At 70.7% G+C, this 17,351-nt stretch carries 15 protein-coding genes and 1 tRNA gene; 8 read left to right on the forward strand and 8 right to left on the reverse strand.

Features of this window, described 5'->3' with window-relative positions:
* The first annotated feature begins 67 nt into the window (after window positions 1-67).
* The 3 genes from AB0F72_RS15755 (at window position 68) to rlmB (ending at window position 4,328) form a co-directional block, all read left to right on the forward strand.
* Window positions 68-1,720, forward strand: a complete 1,653-nt coding sequence (locus tag AB0F72_RS15755; RefSeq protein WP_360430840.1) for a S8 family serine peptidase — start codon at window positions 68-70, stop codon at window positions 1,718-1,720.
* A gap of 68 nt (window positions 1,721-1,788) precedes the next feature.
* Window positions 1,789-3,204: a cysteine--tRNA ligase gene (gene cysS / locus AB0F72_RS15760; RefSeq protein ID WP_360430842.1), complete on the forward strand. Its 1,416-nt coding sequence runs from the start codon at window positions 1,789-1,791 to the stop codon at window positions 3,202-3,204.
* Entirely contained in the window at window positions 3,204-4,328 is a 1,125-nt protein-coding gene (rlmB, locus tag AB0F72_RS15765; protein ID WP_360430844.1) for a 23S rRNA (guanosine(2251)-2'-O)-methyltransferase RlmB, read from the forward strand. The genes cysS and rlmB overlap by 1 nt, the downstream gene beginning before the upstream one ends.
* 3 nt (window positions 4,329-4,331) lie before the next feature.
* On the opposite strand, the gene AB0F72_RS15770 is transcribed toward rlmB, so the two are convergent.
* Window positions 4,332-5,420 (reverse strand): PQQ-binding-like beta-propeller repeat protein, encoded by a 1,089-nt coding sequence (locus tag AB0F72_RS15770; RefSeq protein ID WP_360430846.1) that lies wholly within the window; start codon window positions 5,418-5,420, stop codon window positions 4,332-4,334.
* A gap of 17 nt (window positions 5,421-5,437) precedes the next feature.
* Window positions 5,438-5,511 (reverse strand) — tRNA-Thr (locus tag AB0F72_RS15775).
* Between the two features lie 138 nt (window positions 5,512-5,649).
* On the opposite strand from AB0F72_RS15775, the gene ugpC reads away from it, so the two are divergent.
* Both ugpC and AB0F72_RS15785 read left to right on the forward strand, forming a co-directional pair.
* Window positions 5,650-6,738: a sn-glycerol-3-phosphate ABC transporter ATP-binding protein UgpC gene (gene ugpC, locus AB0F72_RS15780; protein WP_360430848.1), complete on the forward strand. Its 1,089-nt coding sequence runs from the start codon at window positions 5,650-5,652 to the stop codon at window positions 6,736-6,738.
* 94 nt (window positions 6,739-6,832) lie between these two features.
* Entirely contained in the window at window positions 6,833-7,324 is a 492-nt protein-coding gene (locus AB0F72_RS15785) for an MSMEG_6728 family protein (RefSeq protein ID WP_360430850.1), read from the forward strand.
* Here the strand turns inward: AB0F72_RS15785 and AB0F72_RS15790 are convergent.
* A complete protein-coding gene (locus AB0F72_RS15790) occupies window positions 7,296-7,709 on the reverse strand; it encodes a GNAT family N-acetyltransferase (protein ID WP_360430852.1) in 414 nt (137 codons plus the stop codon). The two genes, AB0F72_RS15785 and AB0F72_RS15790, sit on opposite strands and share 29 nt — an antisense overlap.
* Before the next feature lie 147 nt (window positions 7,710-7,856).
* Window positions 7,857-8,873, reverse strand: coding sequence for a hypothetical protein (locus AB0F72_RS15795; RefSeq protein ID WP_360430854.1), 1,017 nt, complete (start codon window positions 8,871-8,873; stop codon window positions 7,857-7,859).
* Between the two features lie 138 nt (window positions 8,874-9,011).
* Here AB0F72_RS15795 and AB0F72_RS15800 point away from each other — a divergent pair, with 138 nt between their 5' ends.
* The gene (locus AB0F72_RS15800; protein WP_360430856.1) at window positions 9,012-10,742 is read left to right on the forward strand and encodes an NAD-binding protein; all 1,731 of its coding nucleotides are present in this window, start codon (window positions 9,012-9,014) and stop codon (window positions 10,740-10,742) included.
* Window positions 10,743-10,752: 10 nt separating this feature from the next.
* Here the strand turns inward: AB0F72_RS15800 and AB0F72_RS15805 are convergent, their stop codons facing one another.
* Complete coding sequence (locus tag AB0F72_RS15805; protein ID WP_360430858.1) at window positions 10,753-11,973, reverse strand: DUF4032 domain-containing protein; 1,221 nt, start codon at window positions 11,971-11,973, stop codon at window positions 10,753-10,755.
* Window positions 11,974-12,062: 89 nt separating this feature from the next.
* Here AB0F72_RS15805 and AB0F72_RS15810 point away from each other — a divergent pair, with 89 nt between their 5' ends.
* Both AB0F72_RS15810 and AB0F72_RS15815 read left to right on the forward strand, forming a co-directional pair.
* Window positions 12,063-13,487 carry a serine protease gene (locus tag AB0F72_RS15810; protein WP_360430860.1) on the forward strand — a complete coding sequence of 475 codons (1,425 nt, stop codon included), beginning with the start codon at window positions 12,063-12,065 and terminating at the stop codon, window positions 13,485-13,487.
* A gap of 64 nt (window positions 13,488-13,551) precedes the next feature.
* Entirely contained in the window at window positions 13,552-14,274 is a 723-nt protein-coding gene (locus tag AB0F72_RS15815; RefSeq protein ID WP_360430862.1) for a phosphatase PAP2 family protein, read from the forward strand.
* On the opposite strand, the gene nagA is transcribed toward AB0F72_RS15815, so the two are convergent.
* Genes nagA through AB0F72_RS15830 form a run of 3 tightly spaced genes read right to left on the reverse strand, consistent with a single transcriptional unit; the run spans window position 14,271 to window position 17,211 of the window.
* Window positions 14,271-15,368 carry an N-acetylglucosamine-6-phosphate deacetylase gene (nagA, locus tag AB0F72_RS15820; RefSeq protein ID WP_360430864.1) on the reverse strand — a complete coding sequence of 366 codons (1,098 nt, stop codon included), beginning with the start codon at window positions 15,366-15,368 and terminating at the stop codon, window positions 14,271-14,273. The genes AB0F72_RS15815 and nagA overlap by 4 nt on opposite strands.
* Complete coding sequence (locus AB0F72_RS15825; protein WP_360430866.1) at window positions 15,365-16,288, reverse strand: ROK family protein; 924 nt, start codon at window positions 16,286-16,288, stop codon at window positions 15,365-15,367. The genes nagA and AB0F72_RS15825 overlap by 4 nt, the downstream gene beginning before the upstream one ends.
* The gene (locus tag AB0F72_RS15830; RefSeq protein ID WP_360430868.1) at window positions 16,285-17,211 is read right to left on the reverse strand and encodes a sugar isomerase; all 927 of its coding nucleotides are present in this window, start codon (window positions 17,209-17,211) and stop codon (window positions 16,285-16,287) included. The genes AB0F72_RS15825 and AB0F72_RS15830 overlap by 4 nt, the downstream gene beginning before the upstream one ends.
* Window positions 17,212-17,351: the final 140 nt, after the last annotated feature.

The raw sequence follows: 17,351 nt of genomic DNA on the forward strand, positions 1-17,351 counted from the left end.
CATCTTGTGTTGAGCGATGTTTCTCGATCTGATTCCTCCTAGTCCCTAAAACCTAGGAGCGAATTCCATGAGAAGACGCGTCATCACGGGGGCGGTCGTCACAGCGACCGGTCTTGCCTTCTTGACCGCGGTTCCTGGTTCGGCCACGGCCGAGCCAGGTAACGCGGTCGACTACACCGTCGTCGCTGCCGACGGCGCCTCGGCCGCGGAGGCCACGGCTGCCATCAAGGCGGCCGGGGGCACGATCGTGACCGGCAACGACGCCGTCGGCGTCTACCGGGTCACGTCGACCGACACGGCGTTCTCCGCCAAGGCCGTCAAGTCCGGCACGCTGATCGGCGCCAGCGAGCGCAAGGCGATCGGCAAGGCGCCGAACGGCCTGGAGAAGATCGAGAAGACCGGGCATTCGGCCAAGGGCTCGTCGAACAAGGGCGTGAAGCTCGACCCGCTCGACGACAAGCTCTGGGGCCTCAAGATGGTCCGCGCCGACAAGGCTCGCAAGATCGAGTCCGGCGACCGCGGCGTGACCGTCGGCATCCTCGACACCGGCTTGGACGCCTCAAACCCGGACCTGGCGCCGCACTTCAGCAGCCGGCTCTCCCGCAACTTCGCCCCGGACATGACCGACGTGGACGGCGCGTGTGAGGTCGCGAGCTGCGTCGACCCGATCGGCACCGACGACAACGGGCACGGCACCCACGTGGCCGGCACGATCGGCGCCGCGTCGAACGGCGTCGGCGTCTCCGGCATCGCGCCGGACGTCACGCTGGTCGAGCTCAAGGGCGGCCAGGACTCCGGCTACTTCTTCCTCGACCCGGTGGTCAACGCGCTCACCCACGCCGCTGACTCCGGCCTCGACGTGGTCAACATGTCGTTCTACGTCGACCCGTGGCTCTACAACTGCACGGCCAACCCGGCGGACAGCGCCGAGGACCAGGCCGAGCAGCGGGCCATCATCGCGGCCATGAAGCGCGCCCTGAACTACGCGCACCGCAAGGGCGTCACGCTCGTCGGCGCGCTCGGCAACAACCACGAGGACCTCGGCAAGCCGCGGACCGACATCTCCAGCCCCGACTACGGCGGCGACCCGTACGACCGGCCGATCGACAACAGCTCCTGCTGGGACCTGCCGGTCGAGGGCCCGCACGTCATCGGTGTCTCGTCGGTCGGCCCGTCCGGCAAGAAGTCGGACTTCAGCAACTACGGCCTCGAGCAGATCTCGGTCGCCGCGCCGGGTGGCTACGCCCGGGACTTCTTCGGCACCCCGGCCTACAACACCCCGGGCAACCGGATCCTCTCCAGCTACCCGCTGAAGGTTCTGGTCGAGGAGGGCCTGGTCGACGCGGAGGGCAACATCCTCCCGGCCGGTGAGGGACTGGTCTTCAAGGACTGCACGCAGGGCGGCAAGTGCGGGTACTACACGTACCTGCAGGGCACCTCGATGGCGGCCCCGCACGCCGCCGGCGTCGCCGCGCTGATCGTCAGCCGGTACGGCTACCCCGACTTCCAGCGGGGCGGCAAGACCATGGCGCCGAAGCTGGTCGAGGCGCAGCTCTACCGCACGGCCGCCGAGCAGGCCTGCCCGGAGCCGCGCCTGGTGAGCTACGCGAACGAGGGCCGGCCGGCGGAGTTCGACGCGCTCTGTGAGGGTGGCGAGAACTTCAACGGGTTCTACGGCTACGGCATCGTCGACGCGTACGCGGCGGTCGGTGGTCGCTGATCTATATGAAGGCCGCCTCGCCCTGGGCGGGGCGGCCTTCTGTTATAGGGGGCCGCTACCCTTGTACGGTGACGCTGCGCTTGTATGACACCGCGACCCGATCGGTCCGGGACTTCGTCCCGATGACGCCCGGTCTGGTGGGGATCTACCTGTGTGGCCTCACCGTGCAGTCGCCACCGCACATCGGGCATCTGCGGTCCGCCGTCAACTACGACGTGTTGCGACGCTGGCTCCTGCACACCGGCCACGAGGTGACCTTCGTCCGCAACGTGACGGACGTCGACGACAAGATCCTGCAGAAGTCGCTGGACCAGAAGCGGCCGTTCTGGGCCATCGCCTTCGAGAACCGGCTACTGCTGGACCGTGACTACCGCTCACTGAACGTGCTGCCGCCCACCTACGAGCCGCTGGCCACCGGTCACATCACCGAGATGCACGAGCTGATCCAGACGCTGATCTCGGGAGGCCACGCTTACGCGGCGGACTGCCTGAACGGCGACGTCTACTTCGATGTGTCGTCGTACTCGGCCTATGGCGCGCTGTCCGGGCAGAAGCCCGCGGACATGCGGTCGGCGGGTGACGCACCGGAACGCGACAAGCGGGACGCCCGGGACTTCGCGCTCTGGAAAGGCGTCAAGGCCGACGAGCCGAGCGACGCCTACTGGTCCTCGCCCTGGGGTCGCGGCCGGCCCGGCTGGCACATCGAGTGCTCCGCCATGGCCCGACGCTACCTCGGCGACGAGTTCGACATCCACGGCGGCGGCCTCGACCTGACGTTCCCGCACCACGAGAACGAGATCGCCCAGTCCAAGGCGGCCGGCCTCGGCTTCGCCCGGTACTGGGTGCACCACGCGCTGCTCAACCTCGGCGAGTCCAAGATGAGCAAGTCGCTGGGCAACGTGATCGACCTGGACTCGCTGGTCGAGGCCGGGATCCGTCCGGTCGAGGTGCGGTACTACCTGGCCTCCCCGCACTACCGCTCCCGGATCGACTACTCCGACGAGGCGCTGCGCGAGGCCGCGGTGGCGTACCGGCGGATCGAGGGCTTCGTGCAGCGTGCCGCCGAGATCGTCGGGCCCGGCCGGCCCAAGGCCGTGCCGCCGGCCTTCGCCGAAGCGATGAACGACGACCTGAACACCTCGGCGGCGCTCGCGATCATCCACGACACCATCCGCGAGGGGAACACCGCGCTCACCGCCGGTGACGAGGCCGCCATCCGCGGCGCGCTCACCGCGGTCCGTGCCATGCTCGGGGTGCTCGGCATCGACCCGCTCGACGCGTCGTGGGACGCGGGCACGAGCGGCAACGACCTGAAGCCGGTCGTCGACTCACTCGTCGCGCTGGCGCTGGAACAGCGGGCACAAGCCCGCGCACGGAAAGACTGGGCGGCCGCCGACTCGGTGCGGGACCAGCTCAAGAACGCGGGTATTCAGGTGGAGGACACTCCGACCGGGCCGCGCTGGACGGTAGGAGAGCAGCACTGATGCCGGGAAATTCACAGAACGCCAGCAAGCGGGCCACCGCCAAGAAGGGCGCCGTGTCGGGCTCGGGCGGTAAGAACCGCTCCAGCCTGAAGGGCCGGGGCAAGACCCTGCCCGCCGACGAGCGCCCCTGGCACAAGGGGTACTCGGGCACCGAGAAACTGCCCGAGAAAACCGCTCGTAAGCAGGAGAAGGAGCGCCGGGCAGCGGCGGCCGAGGGCCGGGCGCCCAAGGTCGGCATCCCGGGCACCAAGGACACCACCTGGGGCCGCGGCGGTGGCCGTGGCACCAGCATGACCCGCGCGGCGGCAGCGGCCCGTGGTGGCCGGGCGTCCGGTCCGCGCGGGCCCCGGGTCGCTCCGGGCCGCAAGTCCAACCCCACCAAGGAAGGCCCCGAGCTGCTGCTCGGGCGTAACCCGGTGGTGGAGGCGCTGCGCGCCCTGGTGCCGGCCACCGCGCTCTACGTGGCGCAGGGCATCGACATCGACGACCGGGTCACCGAGATCGTCCGGACCTCCGGCGACCGGGGCATCCCGATCCTGGAGATCAGCCGCAACGAGCTCGACCGGATGACCGGTGGCGTGCTGCACCAGGGCATCGGCCTGCAGGTGCCGCCGTTCGCGTACGAGGACTTCGACGACCTCGTGGCAGCGGCGCTGGAGCAGACCGCTCCGCTGCTGGTCGCCCTCGACGGCATCACCGACCCGCGCAACGTCGGCGCGGTGATCCGCTCGGTCGCCGCCTTCGGCGGGCACGGCGTGTTCATGACCGAGCGGCGCGCGGCCGGCATCACGGCGACCGCGTGGCGCACCAGCGCCGGCGCGGCGGCCCGGGTCCCGGTCTCCCAGGTGGTCAACCTGACCCGGGCGATCAAGGCGGCGCAGAAGGCCGGGTTCACCGCGATCGGGCTGGACGCGGACGGCGAGACCGACCTCTACCAGCTCGAGGCGGCGGTCGGCCCGCTGATCGTGGTGGTGGGCTCGGAGGGCCGGGGCCTCTCCCGCCTGGTCGGCGAGACCTGTGACCTGCGGGTGAGCATCCCGATGGCCTCCGACGTGGAGTCCCTGAACGCCAGCGTGGCGGCCGCCGTCACCCTGGCCGAGGTCCGCCGCCGCCGGGAGGCGTGAGACTCAGAAGTACGCGCGCAGGCGGTCGCCGTCCGTGAGGAACAGGCGGCCGCCCGCCACCGCCGGCGGGTAATGCTGGTCCGCGGGCATCCCGCCTCGCACACCCTTGCCGGTGACCGCGTCGACGATCGACAGCGGGGATCCGAGACCGGACGGGCTGAAAAGCAGGTTCCCGGCCCGGACCGGCTGACCCGCCGAGTCCGGCAGGTGCACCGACCAGAGCTTGCGGCCGGTCGCCGCGTCCAGGCAGAGCACGCTGCGGTATCGGGGCAGGTAGAGCCGCTGGTTGTCGGCGGTGACACCGGGCGCCGGCAGGGCGGATCTCCAGATCACCGAGCCGTTCGCGGCGTTCACCGCGGTGAGGGCACCACCGGCGCCGCTGACGTAGAACCTGCTTCCGGCCGGGTCGCTGCCCACGGCGTACCAGTTCTGTGCGGTCTGCCAGATCGTCCGGCCGGTGGTGACGTCGACCGCCCGGGCGGTGTTCCCCTCGGTGCGCAGCAGCAGCCGCCCGTTCGCGGAGAGCAAGCCGTCGCCGCGGGTGCCGGTGAGCCGCCAGAGCCGGCCGCCGTCGCCGAGCCGGTACCCGGTGGTGCTGAGGGTGAAGTCCGGCCGGGTGTCGACGACGACCACGCCGCGGTCCACCACCATGTCCTGTGCCGGCCCGCCGATCGGCACCTCCCACAGGCGGCCGCCGCCGGCGGTGGAGAACGCGGTGAGGAAGCTGCCCTGCCCGTCACAGGTGTAGGTGAGAGTGACGAGCTTGCCGTCGGCGACCGCCATCCGGCTGATGCCGCGCCGGACGATCCTGGTGAACCAGCGGCGATTGCCGGTTGCCGGGTCGAGGGCGGCAATGCCGCCGGGCGCGCTGGTATAGACGGATCCGCTGTAGATCAGCGGTTCACGGCCGACCTCACAGTCCGGAGCGCCGTGCGTCGGCACCTCCCACTTTTTCGCGATATTCGCGGTGTTGAACGTGGTCTCGGCCGGGTTGTAGTAGGTCGCTCCCGGGCCGTACCCGGGCTGAGCCCAATCCGACGGAGGGGGCAGCATGAGGGCCGCGACAACAGCGGCCACCAGAACGGAACTCATACAAGATCAACGAGCAGAGCCCCCGGTCGGGATCGAACCGACGACCTCCCGTTTACAAGACGGGTGCTCTGGCCATCTGAGCTACAGGGGCGTATCCCGGTCAGCATAACGTCCTGGGATGCGGCCGCCATCTTGGCAGGTCGGTGAAAAACAATTACGTTTGCGGGGCTGTTCCTTCTACTCGGATCGTCCGGCACGTTCCTGCCGGTGGAAAGGAAGTCGATTCACCATGGCTACCGTCACCTACGACAAGGCCTCCCGGATCTACCCGGGCTCTGAGCGTCCCGCCGTCAACGAGCTGAACCTCGAGATCGGCGACGGCGAGTTCCTCGTCCTGGTCGGCCCCTCCGGTTGTGGCAAGTCCACCAGCCTGCGCATGCTCGCCGGCCTGGAGGACGTGGACCGCGGCCGCATCCTGATCAACGACAAGGACGTCACGAACCTCCCGCCGAAGTCCCGTGACATCGCGATGGTGTTCCAGAACTACGCTCTCTACCCGCACATGACGGTGTACGAGAACATGGCGTTCGCCCTGAAGCTCCGCAAGACCCCGAAGTCGGAGATCGACCGCTCGGTGAAGGAAGCCGCCGCTCTGCTCCAGCTGGAGGAGTTCCTCTCGCGTAAGCCGAAGGCGCTCTCCGGTGGTCAGCGTCAGCGTGTCGCCATGGGCCGCGCGATCGTGCGTCAGCCGCAGGTCTTCCTCATGGACGAGCCGCTGTCGAACCTCGACGCCAAGCTCCGCGTCCAGACCCGCTCGCAGATCGCCTCCCTCCAGGCCAAGCTGGGCGTCACCACCGTTTACGTGACCCACGACCAGGTCGAGGCCATGACGATGGGCCACCGGGTCGCCGTGATGCTCGACGGTGTCCTCCAGCAGGTCGACACCCCGCGGGCGCTCTACGACACCCCCGGCAACGTCTTCGTCGCCGGCTTCATGGGCTCGCCCGCCATGAACATCAAGACCGTTCCGCTCACCGAGTCGGGCGCCACCTTCGGCTCGCTCAGCGTCCCGCTGACCCGCGAGCAGGTCGCCGCGGCCCAGCAGGGCGGCGACGGCAAGGTCACCATCGGCTTCCGCCCGGAGGCCGCCGAGGTCGTCACCGAGTCGGCCGGCGCTCTGCCGATCGTGGTGGACCTGGTCGAGGACCTCGGCTCGGACGCCAACGTCTACGGCCACTCCGAGGTCGGCGGCGCCTCCGAGCGCTTCGTGGTCCGCACCGAGCGTCGTTACATGCCGAGCATGGGCGAGACGGTGTACATCAAGCCGCAGACCAGCGCGCTGCACGTGTTCAACGCCGGTTCCGGCCAGCGCATCTGACGTCGCACCACGAGGACGTGGCCTTCCCGTTTCGGGGAGGCCACGTTTTTCGTCTTCCGGGCGGTTCTCGTTTTCGGGCGGGCAGAATTCTCGGGTGCAGACATTCCTGCCGTACTCCGGATTCACCGCCAGCGGTCTCGCACTCGACGTGAAACGGCTCGGCAAACAGCGGGTCGAGGCCATCCAGGTGCTACGGGGGCTGATTCAGCCGGGGTACGGCTGGCGGCATCACCCCGCGGTCAAGATGTGGCAGGGTTACGAGGAGGCGCTGGTCCGGTACGGGCTGGACATGTGCGCCGTCTGGACCGCCACGGGACGGGCGGACACCTGCGCCGCGACGCTGCTGCTCGATCTGCGGGCCGCGCGCGGCATCGAGACGGTCCGCACCGCCGAGGAGCTGGCGCTCGCCGGTGAACTCCCACCCTGGCTCGGCGACGAGGACCTGCATCTCAGCCACCGGTCCGCGCTGATCCGCAAGGACGCGGCGCACTACCGCCCGCTGTTCGGCGACGACGTCCCCGACGACCTGCCCTACGTCTGGCCTGCCTCCGGCCGCCCTAGCTCAAGTCCCAGCTCAGAAGCGTGAAGGTCATCTCCTCGCACGCACCTGCCCGGCGATATGTGGCGAGAGCCGCCTTGTTGTCGGACTCGGTGGCCACCCACATGCCGTAGCAGCCGTTCGCTTTCGCCAGCGCCGCCAGCGCCTCGACCAGCGCCGCGCCGATCCCCTGCAGCCGCGCCACGGGAGCGACGCCCAGCTCGTACACGAGCATTTCGGTGCCTTTGTCGGGATGCGTGGTCTCCACCCCGGTGATCATCCCGACCGGCCGGTCGCCGTCGTCATAGGCGAGCAGCAGGTGATGCGTCGGATCGTCCAGGAAGCGCTGGGTGGCGCCTTCCAGCGGCGGCGCATCGAAGAGATCAGCCGCTCGGTGGACCTCGGCCGCGGCGGTCACACGTTCGATGCGCATAGCGCCACGATAGCCAGCAGGCATTTTCGAAGACCGATGTCCCGTTCACCGCCCGGCCGCTGGTGGTCGGGAACGGGCGAGAGCGCACGCCGCTGGACGCTGACGGCGCGCGCTCTCGCTGGGATCAACGACGGGGTACGACCCTGATCAGTTGAGCCCCTCGGTGGGCTCCTCGAGCAGACGCGGGTCGTCGATCTTGTCGCGCGGCGCCACGCTCGAATAGGCGGACGGCGACGAGTGCTGAGCCGCCGACGACTGGGCCGCCGACGACTGAGCCGGCGACGTGTGGGCCGGCGACGTGTGGGCCGGCGACGAGCCGGCCGGCGTCGGCTGCGCGGACGACGACTGGGCCGGTGCGGGCTGAGCAGCCGCCGGCGCCGGAGAAGAGGCGGCCGGGTCGACCGGCAGGGCCGAGGCCGCAGTGCTCGGCGTGGAGGGCGTTGACGACGTGGACGACGCGGCGCCCGGCCGGGCCGAACGGCCGGACTGCGACTGCACCGGCGAACCCCCGAGCGGCAGGCCGGAGATGTCCTTGCTGAGGTCGCTGACCTGGCGCTGGACCCCGCGAACCGGGACCGTGTTGCCCAGGCCCACCAGCGGCGCGTCGGTGCTCGCGCTCCCGGCCTGCATGGCCGCGCTCTCGGCATGCACGGCCGCCGCAGGCACGGCGGCGCCGTGGTCGGCCGTCGGCATGTGGTGCGTGACCGGGAGCCCGCTCGGGCCGAGCGTCGTGAAGAGTGGCTTACCGGCGGCGACCAGCGTCCCCAGGGAACCCTTGGCGACAGCGAGGTCGTGGGCGGCGAGCGCGGCGGGCGCCGGGTTCGGCAGCCGGCCGAGCGTTCCCGGAGTCCGGCGCTTCTGGTCCTTGCTCGGCAGGGTTCCGCTCACCACGTCGGCTGCGGGCAGTGCACGGCCGGCCTTCTCCTCGGTACGACCGGCGCCCTCCCCACCACGCTGGAGCCGGACGATCCGCTTGTCGTCCACCGCGAGCCGGATGAGCGGTTCGCCGCTGAGCGGGTCGGACACGAGCGGGGGCACCTGCAGGGCCTCATCCGCCGGGTTCAGCGGTTGTCCGTCGGTCCGGGCCACGGACGCCTGAGCGGGGGCCGCCCCGAAGAGCAGGATCCCGCCGATGAACGCTCCGGCACACCACAACTTCCGCACTGATCTCTCCAAGCCACTTCGGACGATGGGCCGGGACAATGCCCGCCAAAAACAGATACCTAACAAGTCGGACGAATGGTTCGGATGGCGCAACGAGCGGCCCCGCGCGTGGGTTCCGGTTGACTACGATTTGCGAACGTGAGTGTTCTGCCGGCGAACGAGCGTCCCGAGCCAGCCCAGTCCGATGAGGACGGCCGGTCCCACCTGGTGCTCTGTGGCGCCGACGCACTGGTCTACACGCTCGCCGAGGAGCTCGCGAATTCGCGGCGCCGGATCCGGATCACGGTGATCACTCCGCACCGGGTGCGCGCGGACGTGCCGGATCTGGCCGGCCTCGCCGACCGCGGTGTCACCTGGCACCGGGCGGACCGGCTGGACGAGAAGACCTTCCAGGAGGCCGGTCTCAGCGGCGCGGCAGCGCTCGCGCTGGTCATGCCGGACGACATGACAAATCTGCATGCCGCGCTCTGCGCCCGCGAGGTGGAGGAGACGCTGCGGGTGGTGGTCCGGATGTCCAGCCGTGGCCTGGCGAAGAGCGTGGACCGGCTCTTCCCGGACTGCGCCGTGCTCTCCGACGCAGAGATGGCGGCGCCGGCGTTCGTCGCGGCCGCACTCGGCGAGGTCGCGCCCACCCACTTCCGCCGCGCCGACCGTACCCTCTATGTCGCTCAGCGTGCCGACGTCCCGGCTCGCCGGGTCGTGCTGACCCTGACCGTCACCGACGCCGAAGGCGAGGTGAGCGTCCTTCCCGCCGAGCCCTCGCCGGAGTGGATGCTCCCGACCGACCTGGTGCTCGCCGAAGCCGTCGGCCGCCCGGCCGGCGAGGACGTGACGCGTCGCCTGCTGACCCGGGCCGGGCGCAAGCGGCGGCCGTTCGGATATTTCGGGCGCGCGGTGCGGGCGGCGGCGAGTCGCAAGCTCGGCATCGCGGTGCTGATCACGCTCGCCACGACGATCGTGGCCGGCGCGGTCCTGAACCGGTACGACGAAGTGGACCACGGGCTCTGGGAGCAGATCTACGTCACGCTGCTGACCGCGGTGGGAGCCTCCGATGTGGAGGAGGGCTACAGCGCGATCGCGCAGGCCGCGCAGCTGGTCCTGACCATCGCGGGTCTCGCGCTGATCCCACTGATCACCGCCGCGGTGGTGGACGGCATGGTCAACGCCCGCCTGGCGATCACGCAGGGGCGGCTCGTCAGCGAGCTGCGCGATCACGTGGTGCTCGTCGGCCTCGGCACGGTCGGCACCCAGGTGATGCGGCAGCTGCACGACCTCGGGGTCCGGGTGGTGGCGATCGACCGGAACAAGAACGCCGTCGGTGTGAAGGCCGCGCAGAACCGCGAGATCCCGGTGATCGTCGGAGACGCGTCGGACGAGGCGACGCTGCGCGCGGCAGCGATCGACACCTGCCGGGCGCTCGTCGTGCTCTCCACCAACGACCCGAGCAACCTGGAGGCGGCGTTGCGTGCCCGCAGCGCGCACGAGGACCTGCGGGTGGTGCTCCGGCTCTTCGACGACGACTTCGCGCAGCGGGTCGAGTCGGCCTTCCAGATCAACACGTCGCGGAGCGTGTCCCGGCTCTGCGCGCCGGTCTTCGCGGCCGCCCTGCTGGACCGCGACGTGCACGCCACCATCCCGGTCGACCGGCACGCCGTCATGGTCGCCACGGTCACCGTCGCGGCCGGGTCCAGTCTGGACGGTGCGACGCTGGAGCAGGCCGACCATCCGGGCCAGGCGCGGGTGCTCGGCATGTCCGCGGCCGGCCAGCAGTGGATCGACTGGCGGCCGGACCCCCGGCGGGTGCTCGCCGAGGGTGACCGGATTCTGGTGGTGGCCCGGCGCGGAGGACTGCGGGCGCTGGCGTTCTAGGCCGTCGGCGTCAGGGCAGCACGCTGGACAGCTCGTCCGGCTCCACGCCGAGCACGGCCTGCTCGTCGGGCTTGTTGACCAGAACCTCGGTCAGGTACGACTGGACGGTCGGGCCCATCCCGACGTCCCGGCCGGCCCGCTCGGAGAGCAGCCACTTGTGCTGGATGATCTGCGAGAAGATCTCCTGCGGCTCCAGCTTCTGGCGCAGGTGGGCCGGCACGGCTCGGACCACCGGCTCGAAGACCTCGGTCAGCCAGCGGTGGGCGGCCTGCTGCTCGTCGGTGAGGTGGCTCTCCGCGCGGTAGGTGTCCAGGTCGTTGAGCAGCTGGCGGGCCTGGTTCTCCTCCGCGTCCAGGCCGGTGAGCCGCATCAGCCGCCGGGTGTGGTACCCGGCGTCGACGACCTTCGGGCGCACCCGGTAACCGCCGTCCACGGTGGACATCGAGACCTCGGCGACGTCGAAGCCCATCTCGTTGAGGCGGCGGATCCGGCGCTCGATGTGGTGCCGGGCGTCCTTCGCCACTTCCTGCTCGTAGGTCACCTCGTGCCACAGCCGCTCGTAGCGCGCCACGATGTCGTCGACAACGGCCTCCGGGTCGATCGACTCGTGCAGCAGCTCGGCGGCCTGCAGGTCGAGGCACTCGCCGAAGATGTTCAGCCGCAGGATCTCGATGTCCTCGCTGCGCTGGCCCTCGGAGAGTTTCGGATAGAGGTTCCCGGTCTCGGCATCCACCAGGTACGCCGCGAAAGCGCCCGCGTCCCGCCGGAACAGCGTGTTCGACAGCGAGCAGTCGCCCCACGAGAAACCGGTCAGGTGCATCCGCACGATCAGGGCGGCGAGCGCGTCCAGCAGCCGGTTCATCGTCTCCGGCCGCAGCACCCGGGAGAAGATCGCACGGTACGGCAGGGAGAACTGGAGATGGCGGGTGACGAGCACGGTCTCGAGGGGCTCGCCGTCCTTGGTCTGCCGGTCGGTGGCGATCGCGACGGCCTGCACCGCCGGGAAGTCGATCCGCTCCAGGGCGCGAAGCAGGTCGTACTCCTTCTCGGCGATGCGCTCGCGGGTCTCCTTCATCGCGTAGACGGTGTCGTTCAGCTTGACGAACCGGACGACGTGCCGCGAAATGCCCTGCGGGAGTGCTACCAGGTGGTCCGCGGGCCATTCCTCCAGGGGAATGTGCCATGGCAGGTCCAGGAGCGCCGGGTCGATGAGGGCGGAGGTGATGCGCACCGCCCCAGTGTGCCCGTTCGATCGGCGCGTCGCGTGCGTTGGTGGCTCGTTACACAGGTGCGAAACGGCCGACTACGTACGGGAGTGGCATGCGACGCAAGACAGGCATCGTCATCGGAACGTGCACTGCCCTCGCGCTGGCCGGTACGGCTGCCGCGCTGGCGGTGACACCCACCAGCGATCGCCCGGTCGGCATCTGGCACGAAGCGCCGGCGGTTAGCCGTACCCACGTGGCAGCGCAGGGGAAGGCACCCGCCGCGCCCCGGATCGAGGAATCGGCGCGCGCGGAACGCGCCGCCGTGACGCCCTCTCCGGTCCCGTCGGTGTCCCGCGGGTCCGCCGCCCCCGCCACCCGGAAGCCCGCCGCGAAGACGGCGAGCCAGGGCCGTGACCGGCCGCTGGAATCGGCCACCACCACGGGCACCAGCCGGCAGCGGGTCGGCGAGCTCATCCCGGTACGGAAGGTGCTGGAGTACCTGACCGGGCCGCGGGAGGAGAAGTTCCACTACCCGGGCGCGTCGTACGTGAAGGTGCACTTCGACCGGCTCGACATGCTCCCCGGGGACTACCTGACCGTCTCCAACCCGGAGGGCACCGAGAGCTACCGGTACGAGGCCTCCGACGACGGCCGGTGGGCCATGTCGATCACCGGGGACACCGCGGTCGTCGAGGTGCACCGCGCGGCCGACCCGCTCGGCCTCGGTGACGCTCTCGGCAACCTCGGCGTGCGCGTCGACCGGGTGGCCCGCGGATTCGACCGCGGCGAGTCGCGGCGGGCCCGTCCCGGCAAGTCGCAGCCGGCCCGGCCCGGCGAGTCGCAGCCGGCTCGGCCCGGCCGTGAGGAGTCGGTCTGCGGGGCGGACACCTCCGGCGACGCGGTCTGCTACCAGTCGGCCGACCCGGTCGCCTACACCAAGTCGAAGGCGATCGCCCGGCTGCTGATCAACGGCACCGAGCTCTGCACCGGCTGGCGGGTCGGCGCGAAGAACCGCATGATCACCAACAACCACTGCCTCACGTCGTCCGGCGAGGCCTACGACACCGAGGTGTGGTTCAACTACCAGTGCGCCAAGTGCGGCGGGTACGACGTCTTCAAGCCCACGAAGGTCTGGGGTGACCAGGTGGTCGCCACCGACAAGACGCTGGACTACACGCTCTTCACTGTCGACGGCTTCGCGTCGGTCGAGAAGTTCGGCTATCTCACCCTGGACACCGGCCGGCCCACCCGTGGCCAGGAGCTCTACGTGCCGCAGCACCCGGCCGGCGAACCCACCCGGATCGCCGGTGGCAAGGGGGAGAAGGCCAGCAACTGCGCGGTCGAGAACCCGGACTACACCGGGTACGCCCCGCACTCGGACGTCTCGTACTTCTGCGACACCGCGGGCGGCTCCTCCGGCTCACCGGTGCTGTCGCGGCGGACCAACCGGGTGGTGGCGCTGCACCACTTCGGCGGCTGCCCCAACTCCGGGGTCCGCGGCGACCTCCTGGCCGCCAAGTTGCGCCCCTACCTTTAGCGTCTGTTTCAGGAGGGAAGTCGGGCTGCGGCCCCCCTCCTGAAACAGACGCTAGTTTGGTGGTGTGGTTTCGTCACTCGCACCCGTCCGGACCCGTAGCTGGTGGCCCGATCTGCTGGCCGTGGTGGCGTTCGCGCTCCTGACCGGGGTTCTCGCCGAAGGTTTTCTGCTGGCGTTCGATCAGCGGGTCGCGGACTGGGCCTTCGCGCACCAGCCGCCGGTCCTCTACTGGACCGCCCGGGTGCTGAACTATCTCGGTCAGGGTGGGCAGGTGCTGATGCCTGTCGCGCTGATCCTGACCGGGCTGCTGGTGTGGCGGACGCGGTCGGTGCGTGCGGCTCTGCCGTTCGTCGCGGCTTTCGTCCTGACGTATTTCACCATCGGGCCGGCGAAGCTGGTGTTCGACCGGGCGGCGCCCGCTTTCACCGGACCGGACAAGACCGAGCTGTTCAATCCGGCGGCAATCGGAAAATACGGGATGAGTTACCCGTCCGGACACATGGGCAACGTGCTGGTCTGGTACACGGTCATGGCGCTGTTGATCGCCGCGCTGCTGCACCGGCCGCTGACCGGGCGGGAGTGGGTGCTGATCCGGGTCGTGCCCGTGGTGATCGTCTTCTGCACGACGGTCTACCTCGGCTTCCACTGGGTGACGGACTCGGTTGCCGGGGTGCTGCTCGGGCTGGTGCTGGCCCGGATCATCGCCCGCGTCCCGTGGGACTCGATACCGCTCCCGGCGCTGCGCGGGTGGGAGCGGCCGGCCGGGTTGCCGGCGTCGCGGATCTAGGCGGTCACCCAGGTCCCGGCTCTCATCACCCGGCGGATGGTCAGGTCAGCGTCCAGGACGACCAGGTCGGCCCGGAGGCCCGGCGCTATCGCCCCGCGATCGGTCAGCCCGAGCAGGCGGGCCGGTGTCGTCGACGCCATCGTCACCGCGTCGGTCAGGGGCAGGCCGGCCGCCACCGCGTTGCGCAGCGCCACGTCCATGGTGAGCGTGCTGCCGGCGATCGAGCCGTCCCGGACCAGCCGGGCCACCCGGTCGGCGACCACGACCTCCTGGCCGCCCAGCTCGTACCGGCCGTCCGGCATGCCGGTGGCGTCCATCGCGTCGGTCACCAGGATCGACCGGTCCGGGCCGGCGCTGCCCGCGGCGAACGCCAGCATGCCGGGGTGCAGGTGGATGTTGTCGGCGATCAGCTCGACCGCGGCGATCGAGGAGAGCAGGCCGATCACCGGTCCGGGTTCGCGGTGGTGCGGCGGGCGCATGCCGTTGAAGAGGTGGGTGCCGACGGTCGCCCCGGCTGCCACTCCGGCGTGGGTCTGAGCGTACGTGGCGTCGGTGTGTCCCACCGCGGCCAGCACGCCGTGCTCGCGCAGGAACGCGATGGCGTCCAGAGCGCCGGGTAGCTCGGGCGCGACGGTCATCATCCGTACCGTGCCCTCACCGATCTTGACCAGCTCGGTGAGCTCGCCCGGCACCGGGTCGCGCAGGAACGCGGGGTTCTGCGCGCCGCAGCGCGCATGGGAGAGGTAGGGGCCCTCGAAGTGGATCCCGGCGAGCACGCCGTCGGCGACCAGCGGGCGGTAGGCCTCGGTGGCGTCGCGCATGAGCTCGAACGGGGAGCTGACCAGGCTCGCCAGCATCGTGGTGGTGCCGTGACCCAGGTGGAAGGCGGCCGCGCCCCGGGCCGCCGCGGCGTCGCCGGTGGTGAACGTGTGCCCGCCACCGCCGTGGCAGTGCAGGTCGACGAAGCCGGGGACGATGATGTCGTCGCCGGAGGTCCCGCCGAGATCCACCGATGCGATGGAGTCGCCGTTCACGACTACTTGTCCGGGGTGCGTCCCGGACGGCGTGACGATCCGGCCTGCCAGGCGCGTCATCGGTCTCCCTGCAACGAGTCGAGGGCCAGCAGCGCCGCACCCAGACAACCGGCCTTGTCACCCAGCTCCGCCCGGACGATCTCCGGCGACCGGTGGAACGTGATCCGCTGGGCGACCGCCGCGCGTACCGGCCGCAGCAGGTCGTCGCCGGCCTCGGCCAGCCCGCCGCCGAGCACCACCACACCGACGTCGTAGAGCGCCTGCGCGGTCAGCAGCCCGTCGGCGAGCGCCTCGACGGCGTCCCGCCAGACCCGCCCGGCGAGCTCCTCACCGGCCGCCGCCCGGGTCGCCACGTCGAACGCGGTGGCCTCCGGATCGCCGGACAGTTCCGCGTACCGTCGCCCGATCGCCTTCGCCGAGCTCTGCGCCTCCAGGCAGCCGCGCAGGCCGCAGCCGCAGGTCACGCCGCCGGGCCGGACCACCACATGCCCGAGTTCGCCGGCCGCGCCGTGCGCGCCGGGATAGCCGGAGCCGTCGACCACCAGGCCGGCCGCGATGCCGGTGCCGATCGCCACGAACAGCACGTGCCGGCGGCCCCGCCCGGCGCCGAGGCGCGCTTCGGCGAGGGCGCCCACGCGCACGTCGTGGCCGAGCGCGGCGGGCATGCCCAGCCGCTGCCGGGCAAGATCCCTCAGGGGTACGTCCCGGAAGCCCACGTTCGCCGACCAGACCGCCACACCCGTGACCTCGTCCACCACACCGGGCACGGCGATACCGGTGGCCACCGGGGTGAGTCCTCCGGCCCGCGCCGTGGCGGCCAGCGACTCGGCGACGTCCAGGATGTTCTCGGTGACCGCGACCGGGCCCCGTTCGGCCCGGGTGGGATGGCGTTCCTCGTGCTGGACCGTGCCGTCCGGCCGGACCAGGGCGCACTTCATCCCGGTGCCCCCGACGTCGAGGGCGATGACGACAGCGGTCATCCGAGGATCACGGAGCGGGTCAGGTTGCGCGGGTTGTCCGGGTCGAGGCCCTGGGTGGTGGCGAGGGCCACCGCGACGCGCTGCGCCAGGATCAGGTCGGCCATCGGGTCGAGCGGGTCACGACCGCCGAGCCAGCGGCCGAGCGACGCGTAACCGCCGTGGTGGCGGCTGTGCAGGAAGGCCGCGCCGGTCTTCTCCACCTCGTCGGCGAGGCCGGCCGGCACGTCGCCGAACGCCCACACCACGCGGCGCGGCCCGGCGATCGAGATCGGGCCGTGCCGGTAGTCCATGGCCTGGTACGACTCGGTCCAGAAGCTCGCGGTCTCCCGGCACTTGAGCGCGGCCTCCTCGGCGATGCCGACGGTCCAGCCGCGGCCGAGGAAGGTGATCTGGTCGACCAGGGCGGGGTGCACCGGCAGCGGCATCCGGATCGCCACCTCGGCGTCCATCGCGGCGGGCTCCAGGTCCTCGCCGAGGTGGGCGCGGAGCAGCGCGAGCACGCTCGTCGCGAACCGGGTCTGCACGACGGCCTGCTCGTCGGCGAAGTCCAGCACGATGGCGTCGCGGGCGATCTGCGCGGCAGGCTGGGCGCGGTCCGCGGTCAGCACGGTGACCGGGGCTTTCTCGCCGAAGGCACGCATCACGTCGACCACCTCGGTGGTGGTGCCGGACCGGGTGATCGCGACGAGCCGGTCGTACCGGCGGTCGTGCGGGAACTCGGAGGCCTGGAAGGCGTCCGTCTCACCCTGTCCAGCCTGCTCGCGCAGCGCCGCGTACGCCTTCGCCATGAACCAGGACGTGCCGCAGCCGATGACGGCCACCCGCTCCCCGGGGGCGGGCAGGCCCGGCGCTGCTCCGGCTAGGTTCGCGGCTTTCCGCCAGCACTCCGGCTGAGTGGCGATCTCCGCTTTGACATGGCTCATAGCTGTTCCTCACCGGTAGTTGCTGCGCATTAGCGCTCGGTTCCCGGGACTTTCGCGCGTTATTGTGCTCATGGCCCCGGCGCGGGGGCAAGTTCCAAAGGTCCTTCGCTCATCGCGCCGCTTTGCTTCGGGACCTTTCG

The sequence above is a fragment of the Actinoplanes sp. NPDC023936 genome, from assembly GCF_040639325.1.
GTDB lineage: Bacteria > Actinomycetota > Actinomycetes > Mycobacteriales > Micromonosporaceae > Actinoplanes.